The organism is Shigella sp. SIG6 (genome assembly GCF_053555815.1).
Window position 1 is genome coordinate 1 of record NZ_JBQZXC010000026.1, and the last position, 21,048, is coordinate 21,048.

Genomic DNA, 21,048 nt, shown 5'->3' on the forward strand with positions numbered 1-21,048 from the left:
AGGAATATCTGCGGCAGCGGGCTTGTAATGGGTTAAGTGATAACAGATGTCTGGAAATATAGGGGCAAATCCATCAGGTAACTGAATGCTCTTTTTTATGCATTACAAACTGCACGCCGGTATGCGTGCTTCATTCACGATTTGCGTAAAACCTGCCAACGAACACATGCCCTGCGCATTTCGCTCTTCACATCCTGCCAGGGGCAGTTTCACCTCTCCGGGCGGCGTATTTAATGACAGCAGCGTTTTATCACGCATCTGCTGTAAAGTCTGGAAGACCAGCGAAACCTGAATCCACTGGCTGTTATCGCTTAGCCGACGCCAGCGTTCAAACACCAGTTCACCACCTGGCGGCGTGTTATCCGGCTGACCAGGAAGCGTCCAGTTGAGCTCCAGTGCGCCGCCGAGATTTGCCAGATTAGTATCGTGTCCGGCAATAAACAGCACTGAAGTGGGTAATGTCACACCATACGCCTGTTTTTGCGGTGGATGGGGCGTCAACGCTGCCATGATCAAATCCAATAACGGGGTGGCGCGACTGCGGGCAACCTCCGGCGTGCGTTGTAGTAAATAAAATTGCGCGTTATGCAAACTTAGCAAGGTGTTCCACTGGTGTGAATCGGTGATCCTTCCCCACCCCGGTTCCGGCATTCCTTGTGCCTGTTGCAGGAGAAATATCTCCGTCAGCATTGATGCGAGGCTTACCGCACCGGTTAATGAGACATTGTCGGCGCTCACCTTGAGTTCCGATGGTAATGCCTGCGTTAATGAACAGCTTTCGTCCTGTTTCTCACGGTTAAGGCACAAGTTTGATTGCGGGAAATTAAGCACCCGTTCCAGTTCGCGAAACGCCGTTTGCCGATGCCCGGTAAAGTCAGAAATTGCCCCTCCTGCCCTGCAGAGGATCGCGTCAGTCACGTTCGCGTTATCCAGTTGGCAAACGCCAGTTTTTAGAGGATTAAATAACGGATCGGGACTGGACGTATCTGCCTGGGTATGTACGGTTATTGCACAGTCAGGTGCCAGCCCGGCGGCGAAGGCTTCGCCTGTTTTACGGGTACGCTCGTCGACATCAGCAATAATCGCGACCTGAGCAGACTGCGGGCAGCCCTTTTTCGCCAGCAATCCGTCGGCTACCAGACGCTGGCGTTGGTAATGTCCGAGATAGGCGATTAGCTCACCACCGCGCGGTGTCAGCCAACCCAGTTTTACCGGCCAGGTTGGCCATGCGTCTGGGGTGACATCCTGCATCAGTTGCGTGGCCTTGGTTGGAGCACGCACACCATGACGACTGACAATCACCATACTTTCCAGCTTCAGCTCCGGCTCACTCTGAGCGAATGCAGATTGCGGGGTTAACGGAATCAGAAGAGATAAAAATGGGATTAAGATCGCTTTCATCGATATGTTTCCGCTTTTCATATCTAACATTATTGATTGCCTGATGCGATGCTAATGCGCCGCATCAGGCCTACGTTCGTTAACTTTTCAGACGCGGGTCCAGCCATACCAACACAAGGGTGGAGAGCGAACACATCAACAAAATGCCGACGAACCAAAGTAAATACCACATGTTCCTGCTCCTTAGTACAACTCGTTTTCGTTACGGCGGAGAGTTTCTGTTGTCATGCGTCCCCACATTTTGTAGTAGCTCCAGAGAGTGTAGAGCAACACAATGGGCAAAAATATCAGCACGATTACCAACATAATGCTCAGCGTCAGCTGACTGGAAGTGCTGTCCCACAACGTCAGGCTGGAGATTGGACTCACACTTGACGGCATGACAAAGGGGAACAGCGTGATGCCTGCCGTGAAAATCACGCCAAATTGCATCAATGATGCCATCAAAAATCCCCAACCCGGGCGACCACGATAAATCGCCATCACCGTCAGCAATGGGCAGAAGAACCCCAGCAGCGGGAAGATCCACAAAACGGGCGATTCGACGAAATTATTCATCCCGGCACCAGGTAGCACTGCCACCAGTTTCATTAACGGATTGGAAGGACCGTTAGCATCCTGGGCGAGCAGTACAAAGCCATCAATACCGACCCACAGCCAGTAACCTGCCAGCAAAAAGCACAGCATCACCAACAGTGCAGCGCGTTTAGTCGCCAGCTGTGAACGCAGATGAATCACACCAACAGTTTTCAGTTGTAACCAGACGCCACCTTGCAAAATCACCATCCCAAGGCTGAGCAAACCACACAATAAAGGGAATGGCGTCAGCAGTTGCCAGAAGCTGCCGAGATACTCCACGCGTAATTGCGGTGTGAAGGCAAACGGCACGCCGAGCAACAAGTTGCCGAAGGCGATACCGAAGACTACCGGCGGCACCAGACTGCCGATGACCAGACCGGCATCCCACATTTTACGCCAGCGTGCATCGGCAATTTTTCCGCGATAATCAAAGGCCAGCGGACGGAAGAACAGCGAGCACAGCACCAGGATCATCGCCACATAAAAGCCGGAAAACGCCGCTGCATACACTCTGGGCCAGGCGGCAAATAATGCCCCACCTGCAAGGATCAACCAGACCTGATTGCCTTCCCAGTGCGCACCAACGCTATTAATCACTATCCGGCGTTCATCATCATTACGCGCCACCAGCGGCAGCAAACAGCCGATCCCCATGTCAAATCCGTCGGAGATCATAAAGACCACCAGGATCACGCCAATCAGCAGCCACCAGATGAAGCGCAATGTTTCATAATCAAACATGATTTTCTCCTTTACCCCTGTTGCTGCGTCGGTTGTTCACTCTGCATCGCGCTCGGCCCCAGACGGGCATATTTCTGCATCAGGTAGACTTCGGCGATTAAGAACAGGGTGTAAAGCCCTACGATCATGATCAGTGAGAAAGCCAGTTGTCCTGTGGTTAAAGCGGAGTGCGCGGAGTATGTCGGTAAGATGTCCTGTATCGCCCACGGCTGACGACCAAACTCGGTCATAAACCACCCGGCTTCAATCGCAATCCACGGCAACGGCAAACTCCAGAGCGCCATTTTCAGCACCCAGCGATGCTGGTCGATTTTGCCACGCAGCGTCTGGACAAGCGCAATCAGCATCACCAGTAGCAGCAGGGAACCACAGCCCACCATGATGCGGAAACTCCAGAATACCGGCGCAACCTGAGGTATCGCGCCACGCATCGCCGCCTGGTACTGTGCGGCTGTGACATGATTCATATCCGGCGCATAGCGGGAGAGCAACATGCCGTAACCAAGGTCGCCTTCCAGCTCCCGGAATGCCTGCAACACATGCGGCTCACGATTGCCTTGAGATATTTCCTGCATTAACAGCCAGGCCATACGTCCGCGTTGCAAGCGTGGGTAGGTTTCAGCCATCAAATTCTTCAGACCCGGCACGGGGTTATCTAATGAGTGAGTGGCGAGGATCCCTAGCAGCGCGGGAATTTTGATGGCAAAGGCGTTACGCTCTTGATCCTGTTCCGGCCAGGCAACCACATGGAACGGTGCAGGAGCAGGTTCCGTTTGCCACTCCCCTTCCATCGCCGCCAGTTTTACCGGTTGTACTTGCGCGACTTCATACGCAGAACTGTCTCCGAGTTGCAGGGTACCGATAATCGCCAGAGTACCGAAGACGGAACCGATGGCAAACGAGCGTAATGCGACATCGCGCTCCCGTCCGCGCAGTAAATACCAGGCGCTGATCGCCATAATAAACATGGCCCCGGTCACGTAGCCCGCCATGACGGTGTGCACAAATTTCACCTGGCTGACCGGGTTAAAGACCAGCTCGCTGAAGCTGGTCATCTCCATACGCAGGGTGTCGATATCAAAATGCGCACCGGTCGGGTATTGCATCCAACCGTTGGCATTCAATATCCACAATGCAGAGAGATTTGAACCGAACGCCACCAGCCACGTCACCAGCAGGTGCTGGTATTTATTCAGCCGTTGCCAGCCGAAGAAGAATAGCCCGACAAAGGTGGATTCGAGGAAGAAGGCCATTAATGCTTCCATCGCCAGTGGTGCGCCAAAAATATCGCCCACATAGTTGGAATAGAATGACCAGTTAGTACCAAACTGAAACTCCATGGTCAGGCCGGTAGCCACGCCAAGAGCAAAATTGATACCGAAGAGCTTACCCCAGAAGCGCGTCATATCGCGGTAGATTGTTTTGCCGGTGACCACGTAAATGGTTTCCATGATAGCCAGCAAAAAAATCAGCCCCAGGGTAAGGGGTACAAATAAAAAGTGATACAGCGCGGTCAGAGCAAACTGCCAGCGCGATAAATCAATGACATCCCACATGCGCACTCCTGTAGGCGAAGAGAGAAAAATAACCCGATAATGTTAGATCTCCCTCTTTATCCTGAAACTCTACGACCAGAGGTATTCGCCGATTGCGATATTCATAAGACTGAAAGCGATACTTACCGTCTTTTTACGTCGGTGCAGCTTCCGCCAGCCACTGACATACCTCGCTAAGCCGCTGCGCAGAGTCGACCAAATCTTCTGGCGCTGCCAGCACCACTTCCGGTATTGGGCAGATTTCATAACTTTCCAGTAACGGGCCTTTTAAGGTGTCCGTACAGCGTAAATGCCAGACATGGCGTAACCCCGTGGCGTTGATATAGCTCTCGCCATAGCCAATGGTACGAATCTGAATATTTCCCGGCCCACAGAGACGTGAGAGAAAAAGCCGATCAGCCTCGCTGATGGGTAATTGCGTCAGATTAATGCTGTGCGGCTGCGCGTCGGGGTTACGTACATGTGCCAGTAACTCATGCGCCAACGGTAGGCCATTCATCAGGCCATCAATGGGCGGCGGTAACAGCGAATCTGTCGGCAAGAGATTTTGCGTTGCCGCCTGCCACAACGCCAGCGGCGCGCAGCCAGCCTCCAGTTTGTCCTCCAGCAACTTTTCGCCGCGACGTCTGCGCACCCGCCATAATCCGCAGAAGATCGCCTCCTGTATTTCACTTTTACTGTCGTCAGCCTGCTGAATGCGCACTGACACTTCCCCTTCCCCGAGAAGCGTATTGATAAAGTGACGATCGTCGGCGTTGAGATTTAACAGATCGACTGCCAGCACCTCGCCCAACGGCGGCTGGCGTTCGCTTAGTTGATGTTGTAACTCGTTTAACAGCGCAATCACCTGCGGGCTGTGAGCACATTGCTCCAAGGCCGCCATACTCGGTTCATCATTCACCTGACAGGTGATCGGCAGTGGATTCATGCTGAAACTGTCATCGTTCGGTTGCGTTCCTGGCCCCAGCAGATGGAAAAAAGTTTCGCTCATGAGGCACGCTCCTGCTGCGGTTCGACAAGCCCGCGCATCAGGTTTATCAGTTCCGCCCACGGGTGAATACCATTCAGCACGCCGCGATAGTTTCCGCCGGTAAACACTAAAGTGGCAGGAAAGCGAAAGGCGCCAAAGCGATCGCCGATGGCTTCGCTCTGCTCAAGGTCAGCAATCGCCACCTGCCATGTATAGTCGGGAAACTCGTGCAGTAATTCGCCAATCATTACCGGATTATCGCTGACCTCTGGCGTGCGTTTCGGGTCACTGCTTAATAACACCACGCCGTCTGGCGCTTGCGTAAGCCAGTCGTCAAGACGGGATTCACTGACCGGCGTCCAGCCGCGCGCCAGCATTCGTTGCCACAACGCATCAAATGGCGTGTCGTTGCTCATCCCTGCTCCTCCTGTGTCATCCGGTACTGGCGCAAGCGAACGCCTTCGTAATTTTCCATCGACAGACAGTCATAATTGAGACAACGCGATTCATTAGCCGGTTGCGGCACACTTCCCCACGCAGCCAACTGCGCCAGCGCCGATTGTTCCGCAGCGGGCAGTTGCTCCCGTGCCAGTTCGCTCAGGCTGCCGCCGTAGTCGTCGAGCATCGCGGGTTGCAGCCCGACGAGGGCAATATGTGCTGGCAGATGTCCGCGGATATCTGCCAGCGCCAGCACTTCGGAGAAACTGTTCTGATGCAGGCTCATTTTCTTCGCGCTGAGATAGGCCGGAATGCGTTCTCCGGCATAGGTTCGCAGCGTTCCAGGTTCCAGCCCGTAGTCAATGGCATCGAGAATCAACAGATGGCTGGCGCTTTCGACATACCCCAGCAAGTTCAGTCCCTGAGTACCGCCATCGACAATCTCCACATACTCGGGCCAGTGGTAATGGGCATACAGCCGTTCAGCCACCCGCACGCCGAAGCCTTCATCGGCCCACAGCAGGTTGCCCAGCCCCATGACCACCACGCGTTGCTCGCTCATGAACGCTCCTTGTTACTTATTTTGCCAAATTTGTGGCTACGGTAGCCGTTGACCATGGTGGAGATCACCGTGTCGTCGGACATGATGTCTTCACGCAGCGCCATGTAGACATGACCGATCACAAACGCCCCAATCAGCCACATCCCCAGCCGATGCCAGCTGTGAATGTCCATTGAGTTGCCACCCGTCCAGTAGAAAAATTCCACCACATAACGGAACGGCGCAAAAATAGCGTACTGGCTGTGTTCGCTGTACAGCGCAAAACCGGTGATGATCATAAAGACCGACATCAGGAAATAGCCGAACATCGCCGCCTGGGCGATGGGGTTATGGCCTATATCGGCACTCGGACGTTTTGCCAGAAACAGATACCAGCGGATTTCATACCACACGCCCTGCCACCAGCTTTTACGCCATACCGGCACGATAAACAGCTCGCGGGAGTAACGATTGCCAACAAAAGCCCAGTAGATCCGCATCAGCAAGACCACGGTAAAAATCATCCCGGCGCTGAAGTGAATTAACCTGATGTAACCCATATAGAACAGATACGTCGCCTCGCCACTGACGGAAGGTAGCGGCTTGCCGATAAAGTAACCGGTGACCATCAACACCGCCATGCATAACACCGTCAGCCAGTGCCAGATACGAACTGGTGCTTCAAAGACATAGTGGCTGACAACGTTGTCGCTTTTCTGTTGCATGATGATTCTCCTTCGCTGTTAACGCACCTGCACGGAGATCAGCTCGCTACCGTCGTCGCCCAGCACATGAGTTGAACAGGCGAGGCACGGATCAAAGCTGTGCAGAGTACGCAGGATCTCCAGAGGTTGCTCGGGGATCGCCATTTTGGTGTTCATCAGCGCCGCTTCATAAGCGCCAATCTGCCCTTTGGGATCGCGCGGGCTGGCGTTCCAGGTGGTCGGCACCACGCACTGGTAGAGATCAATCTTGCCATCGCGAATGGCGGCCCAGTGGCCTAACGCTCCGCGCGGCGCTTCGGTAAAGCCGACGCCACGGCACTCTGTCGGCCAGGTTGCAGGTTCCCATTTTTCAGTGGAAGCAGTGGCGAGATTGCCGTTTTTCAGGTTGGTCATCAGCTTGTCGAAGAAATACTGCAACTTACCTGCGGCCCACTGCGCTTCGTGCGCGCGGCACAAAATGCGGCCCAACGTTGACTGGATACCGGAAAGCGGCAGGTTCAACGCCGACATCATGCGATCGACCGACTCAACGGTCGCAGCATCGCCTTTGTGATAAGCGATTAACGTGCGTGCCAGCGGCCCCACTTCCATCGCGTTACCGCGCCAGCGTGGCGCTTTGATCCACGAGTAGCGTTCCTGTTCATTCAGCTGCTGAATGTTGGTATCGCTGCCTTTGACATCGCCGGGGTTGTACCACGGGTCGGTAATGCCATCGAATGGATGACGCCCGACCTGATCGTTGGGATAACGATACCAGGCGTGATCGACAAACTCCTGCACCTGCTGCGGATCAACCAAATCCACTGGCAGCACATTGTTGAAGTCGCCGTTAATCACCGCGCCGCCAGGCATCAGCAGACTTTTCTCACCAAAGTCGTTGGCAATATCCGGGAATGCGCCGTAGCTGAGGACACATTTATCAGAAAGACCCGTGCCGATTTCGCTCCACGGTTTGTTGAACTGACCGATGGCTAAGGCGTCGGGGAGCATCACGTTGTTAATGAAGTCTGCCGTGCGGGTGATAATCGACTGCACCAGGTTCAGGCGTTCCATATTGACCGCCCCGACCGCGCCGCTTTCGTCAATGTTAATGGCGCAAGGCATCCCGCCGACAATCCAGTTTGGATGCGGGTTTTTACCGCCAAAGACCGCGTGAATTTTGACAATTTCACGTTGAAAATCGAGAGCTTCGAGATAGTGGGCAAAGCCCATCAGGTTGGCTTCTGGCGGCAGTTTGTACTGCGGGTGCCCCCAGTAGCCATTGCGGAAGATCCCCAACTGCCCGCCTTCAACGAATTTCTTCAGGCGATTTTGTACGTCGAAGAAATAGCCAGGGGATGATTTCGGCCAAGAGGAGAGACTTTGCGCCAGTTCAGAGGTTTTTCGCGGGTCGGCTTTCAGCGCATCTAACACGTCGATCCAGTCCATCCCGGCAAGCTGATAGAAGTGCACCAGATGATCGTGGCACCAGAGCGTTGCCAGCATAATGTTGCGGATGATATTGGCGTTGTCCGGCACTTTAATACCGATGGCATCTTCGATGGCGTAAACCGAAGCCAGGGCGTGTACGCCAGTACAGACGCCGCAGATACGTTCAACGAACGCCCACGCATCGCGCGGGTCGCGCCCTTGCAGGATGATCTCCAGCCCGCGAAACATGGTGCCGCAGGAGACGGCATTGGTGATCACATTCTGATCGTTAATATTCACTTCGCAGCGCATGTGGCCTTCGATGCGCGTAATCGGGTCGACCACCAGGCGGCGTCCGGCATTATTGATGGTGTATCCCTGAGTTTCGTACTGAGTGCTCATGCCTGTTTATCCTCATTGCCTGGCTGATGTTCGGTTTCTGTAGGTTGCTGGTTATGACGTCTGCGTTGGTCAACGGCGCTGGCAACTGCGTGCACACCAACAGCTGCTGCCACCACGCCAAGCGCGGTTAAACCGACGGTATCGGCGGTGGAATGAGTACCCATTTGCGGAATATCGACCACGCGGCTGTAGAACGAACCGCGATCCCAGAAACCATTTTCCGCACAGCCCAGGCAGCCGTGACCAGACTGGATTGGGAAAGAAACGCCATCATTCCAGCGTGTGGAGGAACAGGCGTTATAGGTGGTAGGCCCTTTGCAGCCCATTTTGTACAGGCAATAACCTTTGCGGGCAGCGTCATCATCCCAACTCTGGACGAACTCTCCGGCGTCGAAGTGAGCGCGGCGATAGCATTTATCGTGGATACGCTGACCATAAAACATCAGTGGACGACCCATTCTGTCGACATCTGGCAAGCGATCAAAGGTCACCATGTAAGTAATGATGGCGCTCATCACATCCGGGATCGGCGGGCAGCCAGGTACTTTGATAATGGGTTTGTCGGTGATGACTTTGTCGATAGGCGTTGCCTGTGTCGGATTAGGTCGCGCGGCCTGCACGCAGCCCCAGGACGCGCAGGTTCCCCAGGCGATAATCGCGCTGGCTCCGGCAGCGGCACGTTTGAGTTTCTCAATAAACGGTCGACCGCTGCTGATACAGAACATCCCCTGCTCGCCCAGCGGCGGATTACCTTCTACTGCGAGGATATATTTGCCATTATATTGCGTGATGATGTCTTCAAAGACTTCTTCCGCCTGGGTTCCGGCGGCAGCCATCAGGGTATCGTCGTAATCGAGGGAAATCAGGGAAAGGATGACGTCCTTCGCCAGTGGGTGAGCGGAGCGGATAAAAGATTCGGTACAGCAGGTACATTCCAGACCGTGGATCCATACCACCGGAATGCGCGGTTTGTTCTCCAGCGCCCAGGCAATCTTTGGTGCCATTCCCGCGCCTAATCCCAGCGACGTGGCAGCCAGACTACAATATTTGAGAAAGCTGCGCCGGGTAACGCCCTGACGCCGCATGGCTTGGTAAAATGTTTCCTCGTTATTCATATCGCACGTCTCTTCTCCTAGCAACACCGGCAGGACACCGGGCGCTTATGGTCGGCAAGCGACGTCCCTGTAGCAAGGCAAACCATCGCTTCACGTGAGATGCTGAAAACGAAAGCTCATCCTTCTGCACTGGCACACGTCGCCAGAAAGTATTGTTAATAAAGCGTAGTGAAACTTTTGCACAAAACAATACAAACTGTGTGGATTTATCTTTTAGCGATAAAAATGGACCTATTTTTCTTTAGCCGGGCGATGGGGATGTTTAGCCGGTTGCTAAACGAGTAAAAGAGAAGGAATTCATGGTGATGAAATGATCAATCTGCTGTTATTTCACGCTATCAATGCACTTTTGGCTGTTTTTCAGGCAAACAAACAAATTAGGGGTTTACACGCCGCATCGGGATGTTTATAGTGCGCGTCATTCCGGAAGTGTGGCCGAGCGGTTGAAGGCACCGGTCTTGAAAACCGGCGACCCGAAAGGGTTCCAGAGTTCGAATCTCTGCGCTTCCGCCAAATAAGATAAGGGGTTAGCTAAATGCTAACCCCTTTTTTTTTTGCCTGTCGGAATTCTCAGGGCGTTATATTTGCTTAATGACCTGATAATCCGCTGTTAAACCTGTTCCAGATCAAATGCGTAAAGATGGGTAAAACTTCTGGGTGCCCTTACGCATTATCATTATGCTGCTTAATTAATTACATCTGTCATAGAGAGTGACTCAATGGATCGTATTGTTAGTTCTTCACATGACCGTACATCACTGCTTAGCACCCATAAGGTGCTGCGTAATACCTATTTTCTGCTGAGCCTGACGCTGGCCTTTTCGGCGATTACCGCAACTGCCAGTACGGTGCTGATGCTGCCATCTCCGGGTCTGATTCTGACGCTGGTGGGTATGTATGGTTTGATGTTCCTGACCTATAAAACGGCGAATAAGCCGACCGGGATTATCTCCGCATTCGCCTTTACCGGTTTTCTGGGTTATATCCTCGGACCAATTCTGAACACCTATCTGTCTGCCGGAATGGGTGACGTAATCGCTATGGCACTGGGCGGAACGGCGTTAGTGTTCTTCTGCTGCTCTGCATATGTGCTGACCACCCGCAAAGATATGTCGTTCCTCGGCGGTATGCTGATGGCGGGTATTGTGGTGGTACTGATTGGTATGGTTGCTAATATCTTCCTGCAACTGCCTGCTCTGCATCTGGCGATCAGCGCGGTCTTCATTCTGATCTCCTCTGGCGCTATCTTGTTTGAAACCAGCAACATCATTCATGGCGGTGAAACGAACTATATTCGTGCCACGGTTAGCCTGTATGTTTCGCTGTACAACATCTTCGTCAGCCTGCTGAGCATTCTGGGCTTCGCCAGCCGCGATTAATCTCACCCGCTAACACTTTCATAGCCTCGCTTTATGCGGGGCTTTGTTTTTTGTTACACTGCCGCCAGTCTGATTAAGGTAGTAATAATTATGCTGATCTTCGAAGGTAAAGAGATAGAAACGGATACCGAAGGCTATCTCAAAGAAAGCAGCCAGTGGAGTGAACCGCTGGCAGTGGTGATTGCAGAGAACGAAGGGATTTCGCTGTCGCCAGAACACTGGGAAGTGGTGCGTTTTGTACGTGACTTCTACCTGGAATTTAATACGTCTCCGGCGATTCGTATGCTGGTAAAAGCGATGGCGAATAAATTTGGTGAAGAAAAAGGTAACAGCCGCTATTTATACCGACTGTTCCCGAAAGGCCCGGCTAAGCAAGCCACCAAAATTGCTGGCCTGCCAAAACCGGTAAAATGTATTTAACGGATACGAAAATCGGTTAATTCCCCCGAGGGATGATGCGGCTCGCTGAGCACCCGTTCTACACGCGCAGAACGCGGGCCGCCACTCTTTAACCACTGCATTAATTTTTCTACCTGCCCTTCTTCACCGCAGGCAACCACTTCCACGCTGCCATCGTCAAGATTTTTGGCGTACCCGGTTAAGCCCAGTCTTTTCGCTTCGTACTGTGTGGTGTAGCGAAATCCTACGCCCTGAACTCGCCCGTAAATCCAGGCAATTATGCAGACTTTCGACATTGCTGCTCTCCTTATCCTTAATGGACGCGTTGCAAATCCATGGAAAACTCCGGACAATGACGCCCATTTCTTTGCATCGACAGAAAAGTAAATTATGAGTGTACGTTTAGTGTTAGCCAAAGGGCGCGAAAAATCATTACTTCGTCGCCATCCGTGGGTCTTTTCCGGGGCCGTTGCCCGCATGGAAGGTAAAGCCAGCCTCGGTGAAACCATCGATATTGTTGATCATCAGGGAAAATGGTTAGCACGCGGCGCTTATTCGCCAGCTTCGCAAATCCGGGCGCGCGTCTGGACGTTTGACCCGTCTGAGTCTATCGACATTGCTTTTTTTTCCCGCCGTTTGCAACAAGCACAAAAATGGCGTGACTGGCTGGCGCAAAAAGATGGCCTCGACAGCTATCGTTTAATCGCCGGAGAATCTGATGGCCTGCCGGGTATTACTATCGATCGTTTCGGTAATTTTCTGGTGCTGCAACTGCTGAGTGCTGGCGCAGAATATCAGCGCGCGGCATTAATTAGTGCCCTGCAAACGCTGTACCCGGAATGTGCGATTTACGATCGCAGCGATGTTGCGGTACGTAAAAAAGAAGGGATGGAGCTGACCCAGGGCCTCGTCACCGGCGAGTTGCCGCCTGCCCTGCTGCCGATTGAAGAACACGGCATGAAGCTGCTGGTGGATATTCAGCACGGACACAAAACGGGCTACTATCTGGACCAGCGAGACAGCCGCCTGGCTACCCGCCGCTACGTTGAAAATAAACGTGTGCTGAACTGTTTCTCCTATACCGGTGGTTTCGCCGTATCGGCACTGATGGGCGGTTGCAGCCAGGTTGTCAGCGTTGATACCTCCCAGGAAGCGCTGGATATTGCACGGCAGAACGTTGAGCTGAACAAACTGGATCTGAGCAAGGCTGAGTTTGTCCGTGATGATGTCTTTAAATTGCTGCGTACTTATCGCGATCGCGGTGAAAAATTTGACGTTATCGTGATGGACCCGCCGAAGTTTGTTGAGAATAAAAGCCAGTTGATGGGCGCGTGTCGTGGTTATAAAGACATCAACATGCTGGCGATTCAGTTGCTGAATGAAGGCGGTATTCTCCTGACTTTCTCCTGTTCCGGTCTGATGACCAGCGATTTATTTCAGAAAATCATCGCGGATGCCGCAATTGATGCCGGTCGTGATGTACAATTTATAGAGCAGTTCCGTCAGGCAGCCGATCATCCGGTGATCGCTACCTACCCGGAAGGGCTATATCTGAAAGGGTTTGCCTGTCGCGTCATGTAACTTGAAATGTGGAATTTTACCCTTATATCAAAGGTAAAGATTTTCCGGGAGGTGACTATGATTGCCAGCAAATTCGGTATCGGCCAGCAGGTCCGCCATTCCCTGTTAGGTTATCTCGGAGTGGTCGTGGATATCGACCCGGTTTATTCGCTCTCTGAACCGTCGCCTGATGAGCTGGCGGTGAATGACGAGCTTCGCGCCGCTCCGTGGTATCACGTGGTGATGGAGGACGATAACGGCCTACCGGTTCATACCTACCTGGCTGAAGCCCAGCTAAGTAGCGAATTGCAGGATGAACATCCTGAACAGCCATCCATGGATGAGCTGGCGCAGACCATCCGCAAACAACTCCAGGCCCCGCGTCTGCGTAACTAATCCCTGAACAAATCCCCGGAAGGTTTTTGCCTTCCGGGGATTTTTTATTTGGCCAGACCCAGGCGAGGGATCTCAATAGCCGGGCAGCGATCCATCACCACATTTAACCCGGCATCCCGTGCCAGTACTGCCGCTTGCTCATTAATCACCCCCAGTTGCATCCAGAGGGTTTTCGCGCCAATGGCAATAGCTTCCTGTGCCACGCCCCACGCCGCTTCTGAATTACGGAAAACATCGACCATATCGACCTTTTCCGGAACGTCTGCCAGCGTGCCATACCCCTGCTGGCCCAGCAGCGTTTTGCCGGCAACTTTTGGCGAAACCGGAATGACGTGATACCCCTGGTCGAGTAGATATTTCATCACGCGATAGCTGGGGCGATCGGGTTTGTCGCTTGCCCCCACCAGCGCAATGGTGTGAGTGGACGTTAAAATGCCTGCAATATCGGTTTCTTTCATTATTTCCTCCAGACTGTTTAACAAAGTGTACGACAAAGCCGACATGCCAACCATGCAGCTAATACGAATGAATGAGAGCAAAAGCGGGAAATATGTCTATATGTTAGTAAGTATGATTAAAGAAAAATTTTGACACATTATTATTCGGGCGGTCTTTTGACAGGAGCTACCTATGAAAACCGGCATCGTGACCACCTTGATTGCATTATGTTTGCCGGTATCCGTTTTTGCCACCACGCTGCGGCTTTCAACCGATGTCGATCTTCTGGTACTCGACGGCAAGAAGGTTTCCAGCTCTCTGCTGCGCGGTGCGGACAGCATTGAACTGGACAATGGACCGCATCAGTTAGTGTTTCGCGTTGAGAAGACGATTCATCTTTCCAATAGTGAAGAACGGCTGTATATCTCCCCACCGCTGGTGGTCAGTTTTAATACCCAGCTCATCAACCAGGTCAATTTTCGCCTGCCTCGCCTGGAGAATGAGCGGGAAGCTAACCATTTTGATGCCGCGCCGCGCCTTGAATTGTTGGATGGCGATGCGACGCCGATTCCGGTAAAGCTGGATATTCTCGCCATTACCTCAACGGCAAAAACGATTGATTATGAGGTCGAGGTTGAACGCTATAACAAATCCGCGAAACGCGCTTCACTACCGCAATTTGCCACGATGATGGCAGATGACAGTACGCTGCTTTCGGGTGTTTCCGAGCTGGATGCTATTCCACCGCAGTCTCAGGTGCTCACAGAACAACGGCTGAAGTATTGGTTTAAACTGGCTGACCCACAAACGCGAAATACTTTCCTGCAATGGGCGGAAAAACAACCATCTTCCTGAGATTTTTGTGCCTGTGCGCAGGCTTTTTCGGTCTTTATCTTGCAGCGATAAGTGCTTACAGTAATCTGTAGGAAGTTAACTACGGATGTACATTATGGAACTGACGACTCGCACTTTACCTGCGCGGAAACATATTGCGCTGGTGGCACACGATCACTGCAAACAAATGCTGATGAGCTGGGTGGAACGGCATCAACCGTTACTGGAACAACACGTACTGTATGCAACAGGCACTACCGGTAACTTGATTTCCCGCGCGACCGGCATGAACGTCAACGCGATGTTGAGTGGCCCAATGGGGGGTGACCAGCAGGTTGGCGCATTGATCTCAGAAGGGAAAATTGATGTATTGATTTTCTTCTGGGATCCACTAAATGCCGTGCCGCACGATCCTGACGTGAAAGCCTTGCTGCGTCTGGCGACGGTATGGAACATTCCGGTCGCCACCAACGTGGCAACGGCAGACTTCATTATCCAGTCGCCGCATTTCAACGACGCGGTCGATATTCTTATCCCCGATTATCAGCGTTATCTCGCTGACCGTCTGAAGTAATATTGCACAGGTGGCAAACGCCACCTGTTTCTTACGGTTTTCTCGCCACCGGCACATCCAGATTTTTCAGTATTTCCACAAAGGGAGAGGGATTCTCTTTGTTAAACAGTGCCCATACCCGATGGCGTGCCCGGGTCAGCGCCACGTACATTAAACGCCGTTCTTCAGCGTCCGGGAAATCCTCAACCGGTGGCAGTAGCGCCTCTTCCATAATCGACTCCCGCGCCGCAGCCGGAAAACCATCACTCCCCTCCTGCAAGCCAACGATGATGACGTAATCCGCCTGTTGCCCTTTGCTGGCATGAATGGTCATAAAGTCGATTTGCAACTTCGGCCAGCGTGTTGCCGCTTTTTCCAGGCTGGCAGGCCTCATGTGATGGTAACGCGCCAGGATCAGAATGCGCTCTTCCGGTTTGGCATAACCAGAGAGCTTATCCAGCAAAGCGTCAAGTTGACTCTCATCCAATAACGTGACGGCTTTTTTGTCTCCATTGGTTAAGCTGTTTAGCGGCTTTTTCAGCTGGCCTGGGTTCTGCTGAATAAACCGGTTTGCCACCTCACCGATACGACTGTTAAAACGGTAAGTCGTGTCTAAATCACAGCGATCGCCTTCACCAAAGTTTTCATGGAAAGCGGTGGTGAGCGACATTTGCGCACCGCTGAATCGGTAAATCGCCTGCCAGTCATCACCAACGGCGAACAACGTCGTCTGACTGTTTTGCTTGCGTAATGCCGCTAACAACGCTGCGCGCTGCGGCGAGATATCCTGAAATTCATCAACCAGAATATGCTTCCACGGGCTGATAAAGCGGCCTTTCTCCAGAATCACAATCGCCTGATAAATAAGGCCCGAAAAATCGACAGCGTTTTCTGCCTTCAGCGCACCTTTCCAGGCTTTTAATAACGGGGCCATCAACTTGATACGTTTACTGAACAGATCGCGAATCTCTTCGGGTGCACTGGCAATCATTTCTGCCTGTGCACCACCGTGCATCCGCATCAGACTTACCCAGCGATCGAGGCGAGAGGCAAGGCGACGCTGTAATTTTTCATCATCCCAGAAGTTACCTTCTGGCACTGACCACTGCATTTCTTCCGTCAGCCATTGCCGCCAGCCCTTCGCCTGCGCTTTCTTTTCGCTGCATTGCTTGCGCCACTCAGCAATAAAGAGTTCATGACGGGCAGCGGTATCATTTTCCAGTTTGCTGACTATCGGAACTTTTTTGCTGCCCTGCTGAATAATATGCAGCGCCAGCGCATGAAACGTGCGTGCGGTAATGTCTTCGGTATGTAGCCGTTCGCGAATCCGCTCGTCCATCTCTTCAGCGGCTTTGCGACCAAACGCCAGCAATAAAATTTGCTCAGGGGACGCTTCACCACGCGCCAGCAACCAGCCTGCACGGGCCACCAGCACCGACGTTTTTCCGCTTCCTGCACCGGCCAGCACTAACAGAGAATGCTCGCCATTAACGACTGCCCGGGCCTGCGCCGGATTCAGCGGTGAAGACTCGACCTGGCGGAAAAAATCCGCATACTCGGTAAGCATGGCTTCGGTATACGCCTGGTTATGCTGCAACCGAGCGCTTTCAATATCTTTCAACCAAGCCTGACATTTACGCCACGCCTCACGGCAGTTATCGAATTCTTCCAGTCGGTTAACCGGCAACGGCAACGGCAACGCCGACAAAGCCTGGCGGATTTGTTGCTGAACGCCAGAGGTTTGCTCACGCGTCAGCCATTTATTTTCTCCAGTGCGCGTGGCAATCAAATCCAGTTGCTGGCGTAAAACACCAGACGCAATTTCGCTCATCTCGCCACTCCACCGCCGCCAGTGAGCATCAAGATGATGGTAAAAACGCTGCGTCTCGCCCCATTCTGTGCCGTGCAGACGCACCACTTTTTCGTCCGGCAGTACAAATTCCAGCTCGCCCCATACCAGACCGCGCTTACAGTGAATCGCCAGTAATTGATTGAAAGGAATAAGGTATTCGTGGCGATCGCCGGAGACTTTAATCCCGGCATTGAGGATCACCGCCCGATCGTAAGGGTGCTGTGCCAGACGTTTTCCAAGCGTTGTCGCTTTCAGTTCCATGACTCTGTAGATCCACACGAAATTATTTCTTATCAGTGTAACCGTCAGAGAAAACGTGCTCCAGCCCAAAAAAACGTTACAATTGCCGCCCATTACTGAAAACCACAGTAAAGCGAGGTTTTATGCGTACCGTTTTGAACATTCTGAACTTTGTGCTTGGCGGATTTGCCACCACTCTGGGCTGGCTGTTGGCGACTCTGGTCAGTATTGTGCTGATTTTTACCTTACCGCTGACACGATCCTGCTGGGAGATCACTAAACTGTCTCTGGTGCCTTATGGCAATGAAGCTATTCATGTCGATGAACTGAACCCGGCTGGCAAAAATGTGTTGCTGAATACTGGCGGTACGGTATTGAATATTTTCTGGCTGATTTTCTTTGGCTGGTGGTTATGCCTGATGCACATTGCAACGGGCATCGCACAATGTATTTCAATCATTGGCATTCCTGTCGGCATTGCGAACTTTAAAATTGCCGCTATTGCACTATGGCCGGTTGGTCGTCGCGTGGTATCGGTAGAAACAGCGCAAGCTGCGCGTGAAGCCAATGCACGTCGTCGTTTTGAATAATCCACTAATATGGCCTTTATGCTAAGTCCTTTGCTCAAACGCTATACCTGGAACAGCGCCTGGCTGTATTACGCGCGTATTTTTATTGCGCTTTGTGGAACCACAGCGTTTCCGTGGTGGCTGGGTGATGTAAAACTGACGATTCCGCTAACGCTGGGGATGGTGGCAGCGGCGCTGACCGATCTCGATGACCGACTGGCGGGACGTTTGCGTAACCTCATCATTACGCTGTTCTGCTTTTTTATCGCCTCGGCCTCAGTAGAATTGCTGTTTCCCTGGCCCTGGCTATTTGCGATTGGCTTAACGCTCTCTACCAGCGGCTTCATTTTGCTCGGCGGTCTGGGTCAACGCTATGCAACAATTGCCTTCGGTGCATTGCTGATCGCCATTTACACTATGTTGGGAACATCACTGTATGAGCACTGGTATCAGCAGCCGATGTATCTGCTGGCCGGTGCCGTCTGGTACAACGTCCTGACACTTATTGGTCATCTGCTGTTCCCGGTCCGCCCGCTGCAGGACAACCTGGCGCGTTGCTATGAACAACTGGCGCGTTATCTTGAGCTCAAGTCGCGCATGTTTGATCCTGATATTGAAGATGAAAGCCAGGCACCGCTGTACGATTTGGCTCTCGCCAACGGTCAGCTGATGGCGACATTGAATCAGACGAAACTCTCGCTGCTGACCCGCTTACGTGGCGATCGTGGTCAACGGGGAACGCGTCGCACGCTGCATTATTACTTTGTCGCACAGGATATTCACGAGCGTGCCAGCTCTTCTCATATTCAGTATCAAACATTGCGTGAACATTTTCGCCACAGCGACGTGCTGTTCCGTTTTCAGCGGCTGATGTCGATGCAGGGCCAGGCGTGCCAGCAACTGTCACGCTGTATTTTGTTGCGTCAGTCTTATCAACATGATCCGCATTTTGAGCGCGCTTTTACGCATATTGATGCTGCGCTGGAGCGGATACGCGATAACGGCGCACCCGCCGATTTACTCAAAACACTGGGATTTTTGCTGAACAATTTACGCGCCATTGATGCCCAACTGGCAACAATTGAATCAGAACAGACCCAGGCACTACCCCGTAATAATGACGAAAATGAGCTCGCTGATGACAGCCCGCACGGATTGAGTGATATCTGGCTGCGTCTTAGCCGTCACTTCACGCCGGAATCCGCCCTCTTCCGTCATGCGGTAAGAATGTCGCTGGTGTTGTGCTTCGGCTACGCCATCATTCAAATAACCGGAATGCATCACGGGTATTGGATCTTGCTGACAAGTTTGTTTGTCTGCCAGCCAAACTATAACGCCACGCGCCACCGCCTGAAGTTAAGGATTATTGGTACGCTGGTAGGTATCGCGATTGGCATTCCTGTGCTGTGGTTTGTGCCATCACTGGAAGGGCAGCTGGTGCTGCTGGTTATTACCGGCGTGCTCTTTTTTGCCTTCCGTAACGTGCAATACGCTCATGCAACGATGTTCATCACACTTTTGGCGCTACTGTGTTTTAACTTACTGGGTGAAGGTTTTGAAGTAGCGTTACCTCGCGTAATCGATACGCTGATTGGTTGTGCCATTGCGTGGGCGGCAGTGAGCTACATCTGGCCTGACTGGAAGTTTCGCAATCTGCCGCGAATGCTCGAACGCGCCACAGAGGCCAACTGTCGCTATCTCGATGCCATACTGGAGCAATACCATCAGGGGCGTGATAACCGTCTGGCGTATCGTATTGCCCGCCGCGATGCACACAACCGTGATGCTGAACTGGCGTCGGTGGTATCAAATATGTCCAGCGAACCGAACGTTACCCCGCAAATTCGCGAAGCCGCGTTTCGCTTGCTGTGCCTTAACCATACGTTTACCAGCTATATCTCAGCCCTCGGTGCTCACCGGGAGCAGTTAACTAATCCTGAAATTCTGGCGTTTCTTGATGACGCAGTTTGCTATGTTGATGACGCGTTACATCATCAACCTGCTGATGAAGAACGCGTCAATCAGGCATTAGCTGGCCTGAAACAGCGGATGCAGCAACTTGAACCACGGGCAGATAGCAAAGAACCTCTGGTCGTACAACAAGTTGGGTTATTGATTGCATTACTGCCAGAGATTGGTCGTCTGCAACGCCAGATTACTCAAGCTCCGCAGGAAACTCCTGTTTCGGCGTAAGAGAGTCAGCCCATTCTGCAAGCTCCTGGCGGCGTGCCACCGGGAGCGCAGCTTCATGAATGCCGATAATGGCACCTTCAAGCATAAACAGAATCTTTTCTGTCACCAGACTGTTTTGCTGCCGCAGTCGCAACCAACACATTTTTGCCCCAAGTATACGTAACGCCCGTACATCCTTAATCCCCACCTCCCCGAGAATCGCTTCCAGATGAAAAGACATATTGGGCAAATCTTTCAGTCTTTCCCGGGTATTGCGCGTGCTTTTCTCTTTCAGCGCTGCATCGAGAGAATATTTCGACAGACGCACCAGCTTCAGTTGATTTCGCCATAGACTTTCATCAACCCGATAGTAATTGAGGGTAACGGATCGGCCACACTTTTTATATGTCAGCCAGACAGGCGGATGTTTTACACAGTACTGTGCACTTTGCTCACAAGCCCGAAGATACAACTCACCATCAGAAACCATCGCAAACACCGTGTCGTCAACGGTCAGGCTGTAACTGCCAAACAATGATCGGTATTCAATTGTGCCCAACGTTGCCAGGTATTCTTGTGATTTATAGATCCGCTTATAGGAGAGGCTTTTCATAAAATTCCTTTTAAAATCATAACATAAAAGAATGATTCACATTAACGGATCCGTTAACTACGAAAATAGGCAACTTATTCTTAAGGGGCAAGATTAATTTATGTTTTCCCGTCACCAACGACAAAATTTGCGAGGCTCTTTCCGAAAATAGGGTTGATCTTTGTT

The 21,048-nt window shown here is 52.2% G+C and carries 22 protein-coding genes and 1 tRNA gene; 9 read left to right on the plus strand and 14 right to left on the minus strand.

Annotated elements, in window-relative coordinates; all coding sequences use genetic code 11:
• Window positions 1–102: 102 nt before the first annotated feature.
• From appA to hyaA, 10 genes are all read right to left on the minus strand, one after another.
• The gene (gene appA, locus ACUU1M_RS06800) at window positions 103–1,401 is read right to left on the minus strand and encodes a bifunctional acid phosphatase/4-phytase (RefSeq protein ID WP_005074194.1); all 1,299 of its coding nucleotides are present in this window, start codon (window positions 1,399–1,401) and stop codon (window positions 103–105) included.
• Window positions 1,402–1,480: 79 nt separating this feature from the next.
• Window positions 1,481–1,573, minus strand: a complete 93-nt coding sequence (cbdX, locus tag ACUU1M_RS06805) for a cytochrome bd-II oxidase subunit CbdX (protein WP_000270305.1) — start codon at window positions 1,571–1,573, stop codon at window positions 1,481–1,483.
• A gap of 11 nt (window positions 1,574–1,584) precedes the next feature.
• Window positions 1,585–2,721: a cytochrome d ubiquinol oxidase subunit II gene (gene appB / locus ACUU1M_RS06810; RefSeq protein ID WP_000460795.1), complete on the minus strand. Its 1,137-nt coding sequence runs from the start codon at window positions 2,719–2,721 to the stop codon at window positions 1,585–1,587.
• An 11-nt stretch (window positions 2,722–2,732) separates the two neighbouring features.
• The gene (gene appC / locus ACUU1M_RS06815) at window positions 2,733–4,277 is read right to left on the minus strand and encodes a cytochrome bd-II oxidase subunit 1 (protein ID WP_000263571.1); all 1,545 of its coding nucleotides are present in this window, start codon (window positions 4,275–4,277) and stop codon (window positions 2,733–2,735) included.
• Between the two features lie 133 nt (window positions 4,278–4,410).
• Window positions 4,411–5,268, minus strand: a complete 858-nt coding sequence (locus tag ACUU1M_RS06820; protein WP_000004909.1) for a hydrogenase expression/formation protein — start codon at window positions 5,266–5,268, stop codon at window positions 4,411–4,413.
• Window positions 5,265–5,663: a hydrogenase-1 operon protein HyaE gene (hyaE, locus tag ACUU1M_RS06825; protein WP_000063973.1), complete on the minus strand. Its 399-nt coding sequence runs from the start codon at window positions 5,661–5,663 to the stop codon at window positions 5,265–5,267. Before hyaE ends, ACUU1M_RS06820 begins: the two co-directional genes overlap by 4 nt.
• Window positions 5,660–6,247 (minus strand): hydrogenase 1 maturation protease, encoded by a 588-nt coding sequence (gene hyaD, locus ACUU1M_RS06830; RefSeq protein ID WP_000003673.1) that lies wholly within the window; start codon window positions 6,245–6,247, stop codon window positions 5,660–5,662. The genes hyaE and hyaD overlap by 4 nt, the downstream gene beginning before the upstream one ends.
• On the minus strand, window positions 6,244–6,951 hold the full coding sequence (gene hyaC, locus ACUU1M_RS06835) for a Ni/Fe-hydrogenase b-type cytochrome subunit (RefSeq protein WP_001186413.1): 708 nt from the start codon (window positions 6,949–6,951) through the stop codon (window positions 6,244–6,246). Before hyaC ends, hyaD begins: the two co-directional genes overlap by 4 nt.
• An 18-nt stretch (window positions 6,952–6,969) precedes the next feature.
• On the minus strand, window positions 6,970–8,763 hold the full coding sequence (gene hyaB, locus ACUU1M_RS06840) for a Ni/Fe-hydrogenase large subunit (protein ID WP_000107401.1): 1,794 nt from the start codon (window positions 8,761–8,763) through the stop codon (window positions 6,970–6,972).
• Window positions 8,760–9,878 carry a hydrogenase 1 small subunit gene (gene hyaA, locus ACUU1M_RS06845; RefSeq protein WP_001058323.1) on the minus strand — a complete coding sequence of 373 codons (1,119 nt, stop codon included), beginning with the start codon at window positions 9,876–9,878 and terminating at the stop codon, window positions 8,760–8,762. The genes hyaB and hyaA overlap by 4 nt, the downstream gene beginning before the upstream one ends.
• Window positions 9,879–10,303: 425 nt before the next feature.
• Here hyaA and ACUU1M_RS06850 point away from each other — a divergent pair.
• From ACUU1M_RS06850 to tusE, 3 genes are all read left to right on the plus strand, one after another.
• Window positions 10,304–10,391, plus strand: a tRNA-Ser gene (locus tag ACUU1M_RS06850).
• 206 nt (window positions 10,392–10,597) lie between these two features.
• Complete coding sequence (gene yccA / locus ACUU1M_RS06855; protein WP_000375136.1) at window positions 10,598–11,257, plus strand: FtsH protease modulator YccA; 660 nt, start codon at window positions 10,598–10,600, stop codon at window positions 11,255–11,257.
• A gap of 90 nt (window positions 11,258–11,347) precedes the next feature.
• Window positions 11,348–11,677, plus strand: coding sequence for a sulfurtransferase TusE (tusE, locus tag ACUU1M_RS06860; protein WP_000904442.1), 330 nt, complete (start codon window positions 11,348–11,350; stop codon window positions 11,675–11,677).
• Here tusE and yccX read toward each other — a convergent pair.
• Window positions 11,674–11,952 carry an acylphosphatase gene (yccX, locus tag ACUU1M_RS06865; protein ID WP_000048219.1) on the minus strand — a complete coding sequence of 93 codons (279 nt, stop codon included), beginning with the start codon at window positions 11,950–11,952 and terminating at the stop codon, window positions 11,674–11,676. The genes tusE and yccX overlap by 4 nt on opposite strands.
• 94 nt (window positions 11,953–12,046) lie before the next feature.
• On the opposite strand from yccX, the gene rlmI reads away from it, so the two are divergent.
• Window positions 12,047–13,237, plus strand: coding sequence for a 23S rRNA (cytosine(1962)-C(5))-methyltransferase RlmI (rlmI, locus tag ACUU1M_RS06870; RefSeq protein WP_000116288.1), 1,191 nt, complete (start codon window positions 12,047–12,049; stop codon window positions 13,235–13,237).
• 57 nt (window positions 13,238–13,294) lie between these two features.
• Window positions 13,295–13,612, plus strand: a complete 318-nt coding sequence (gene hspQ, locus ACUU1M_RS06875; RefSeq protein ID WP_001295356.1) for a heat shock protein HspQ — start codon at window positions 13,295–13,297, stop codon at window positions 13,610–13,612.
• Window positions 13,613–13,656: 44 nt separating this feature from the next.
• On the opposite strand, the gene ACUU1M_RS06880 is transcribed toward hspQ, so the two are convergent.
• The gene (locus ACUU1M_RS06880) at window positions 13,657–14,070 is read right to left on the minus strand and encodes a CoA-binding protein (RefSeq protein ID WP_000665217.1); all 414 of its coding nucleotides are present in this window, start codon (window positions 14,068–14,070) and stop codon (window positions 13,657–13,659) included.
• Between the two features lie 172 nt (window positions 14,071–14,242).
• On the opposite strand from ACUU1M_RS06880, the gene ACUU1M_RS06885 reads away from it, so the two are divergent.
• A complete protein-coding gene (locus tag ACUU1M_RS06885) occupies window positions 14,243–14,905 on the plus strand; it encodes a DUF2057 family protein (RefSeq protein WP_000847791.1) in 663 nt (220 codons plus the stop codon).
• Between the two features lie 94 nt (window positions 14,906–14,999).
• A complete protein-coding gene (mgsA, locus tag ACUU1M_RS06890) occupies window positions 15,000–15,458 on the plus strand; it encodes a methylglyoxal synthase (protein WP_000424181.1) in 459 nt (152 codons plus the stop codon).
• Window positions 15,459–15,489: 31 nt separating this feature from the next.
• Here mgsA and helD read toward each other — a convergent pair whose 3' ends face one another.
• Window positions 15,490–17,550: a DNA helicase IV gene (gene helD, locus ACUU1M_RS06895; protein ID WP_005074173.1), complete on the minus strand. Its 2,061-nt coding sequence runs from the start codon at window positions 17,548–17,550 to the stop codon at window positions 15,490–15,492.
• A 122-nt stretch (window positions 17,551–17,672) separates the two neighbouring features.
• Between helD and ACUU1M_RS06900 the strand changes: the two genes are divergently transcribed.
• Window positions 17,673–18,119, plus strand: coding sequence for a YccF domain-containing protein (locus ACUU1M_RS06900; protein ID WP_001261235.1), 447 nt, complete (start codon window positions 17,673–17,675; stop codon window positions 18,117–18,119).
• Window positions 18,120–18,128: 9 nt separating this feature from the next.
• A complete protein-coding gene (yccS, locus tag ACUU1M_RS06905) occupies window positions 18,129–20,291 on the plus strand; it encodes a YccS family putative transporter (protein WP_449144654.1) in 2,163 nt (720 codons plus the stop codon).
• Here yccS and sxy read toward each other — a convergent pair.
• Entirely contained in the window at window positions 20,254–20,883 is a 630-nt protein-coding gene (sxy, locus tag ACUU1M_RS06910; RefSeq protein ID WP_000839153.1) for a CRP-S regulon transcriptional coactivator Sxy, read from the minus strand. The genes yccS and sxy overlap by 38 nt on opposite strands.
• Window positions 20,884–21,048: the final 165 nt, after the last annotated feature.

Coding starts and splice junctions, on each gene's coding strand:
- ACUU1M_RS06880 (WP_000665217.1), bottom strand. CDS start 14,070: ATGAAAGAAACCGATATTGCAGGCATTTTAACGTCCACTCACACCATT.
- ACUU1M_RS06885 (WP_000847791.1), top strand. CDS start 14,243: ATGAAAACCGGCATCGTGACCACCTTGATTGCATTATGTTTGCCGGTA.
- ACUU1M_RS06900 (WP_001261235.1), top strand. CDS start 17,673: ATGCGTACCGTTTTGAACATTCTGAACTTTGTGCTTGGCGGATTTGCC.
- hyaC (WP_001186413.1), bottom strand. CDS start 6,951: ATGCAACAGAAAAGCGACAACGTTGTCAGCCACTATGTCTTTGAAGCA.
- hspQ (WP_001295356.1), top strand. CDS start 13,295: ATGATTGCCAGCAAATTCGGTATCGGCCAGCAGGTCCGCCATTCCCTG.
- tusE (WP_000904442.1), top strand. CDS start 11,348: ATGCTGATCTTCGAAGGTAAAGAGATAGAAACGGATACCGAAGGCTAT.
- rlmI (WP_000116288.1), top strand. CDS start 12,047: ATGAGTGTACGTTTAGTGTTAGCCAAAGGGCGCGAAAAATCATTACTT.
- appA (WP_005074194.1), bottom strand. CDS start 1,401: ATGAAAGCGATCTTAATCCCATTTTTATCTCTTCTGATTCCGTTAACC.
- hyaB (WP_000107401.1), bottom strand. CDS start 8,763: ATGAGCACTCAGTACGAAACTCAGGGATACACCATCAATAATGCCGGA.
- appC (WP_000263571.1), bottom strand. CDS start 4,277: ATGTGGGATGTCATTGATTTATCGCGCTGGCAGTTTGCTCTGACCGCG.
- sxy (WP_000839153.1), bottom strand. CDS start 20,883: ATGAAAAGCCTCTCCTATAAGCGGATCTATAAATCACAAGAATACCTG.
- helD (WP_005074173.1), bottom strand. CDS start 17,550: ATGGAACTGAAAGCGACAACGCTTGGAAAACGTCTGGCACAGCACCCT.
- ACUU1M_RS06820 (WP_000004909.1), bottom strand. CDS start 5,268: ATGAGCGAAACTTTTTTCCATCTGCTGGGGCCAGGAACGCAACCGAAC.
- hyaA (WP_001058323.1), bottom strand. CDS start 9,878: ATGAATAACGAGGAAACATTTTACCAAGCCATGCGGCGTCAGGGCGTT.
- yccS (WP_449144654.1), top strand. CDS start 18,129: ATGGCCTTTATGCTAAGTCCTTTGCTCAAACGCTATACCTGGAACAGC.
- hyaD (WP_000003673.1), bottom strand. CDS start 6,247: ATGAGCGAGCAACGCGTGGTGGTCATGGGGCTGGGCAACCTGCTGTGG.
- yccA (WP_000375136.1), top strand. CDS start 10,598: ATGGATCGTATTGTTAGTTCTTCACATGACCGTACATCACTGCTTAGC.
- mgsA (WP_000424181.1), top strand. CDS start 15,000: ATGGAACTGACGACTCGCACTTTACCTGCGCGGAAACATATTGCGCTG.
- yccX (WP_000048219.1), bottom strand. CDS start 11,952: ATGTCGAAAGTCTGCATAATTGCCTGGATTTACGGGCGAGTTCAGGGC.
- appB (WP_000460795.1), bottom strand. CDS start 2,721: ATGTTTGATTATGAAACATTGCGCTTCATCTGGTGGCTGCTGATTGGC.
- cbdX (WP_000270305.1), bottom strand. CDS start 1,573: ATGTGGTATTTACTTTGGTTCGTCGGCATTTTGTTGATGTGTTCGCTC.
- hyaE (WP_000063973.1), bottom strand. CDS start 5,663: ATGAGCAACGACACGCCATTTGATGCGTTGTGGCAACGAATGCTGGCG.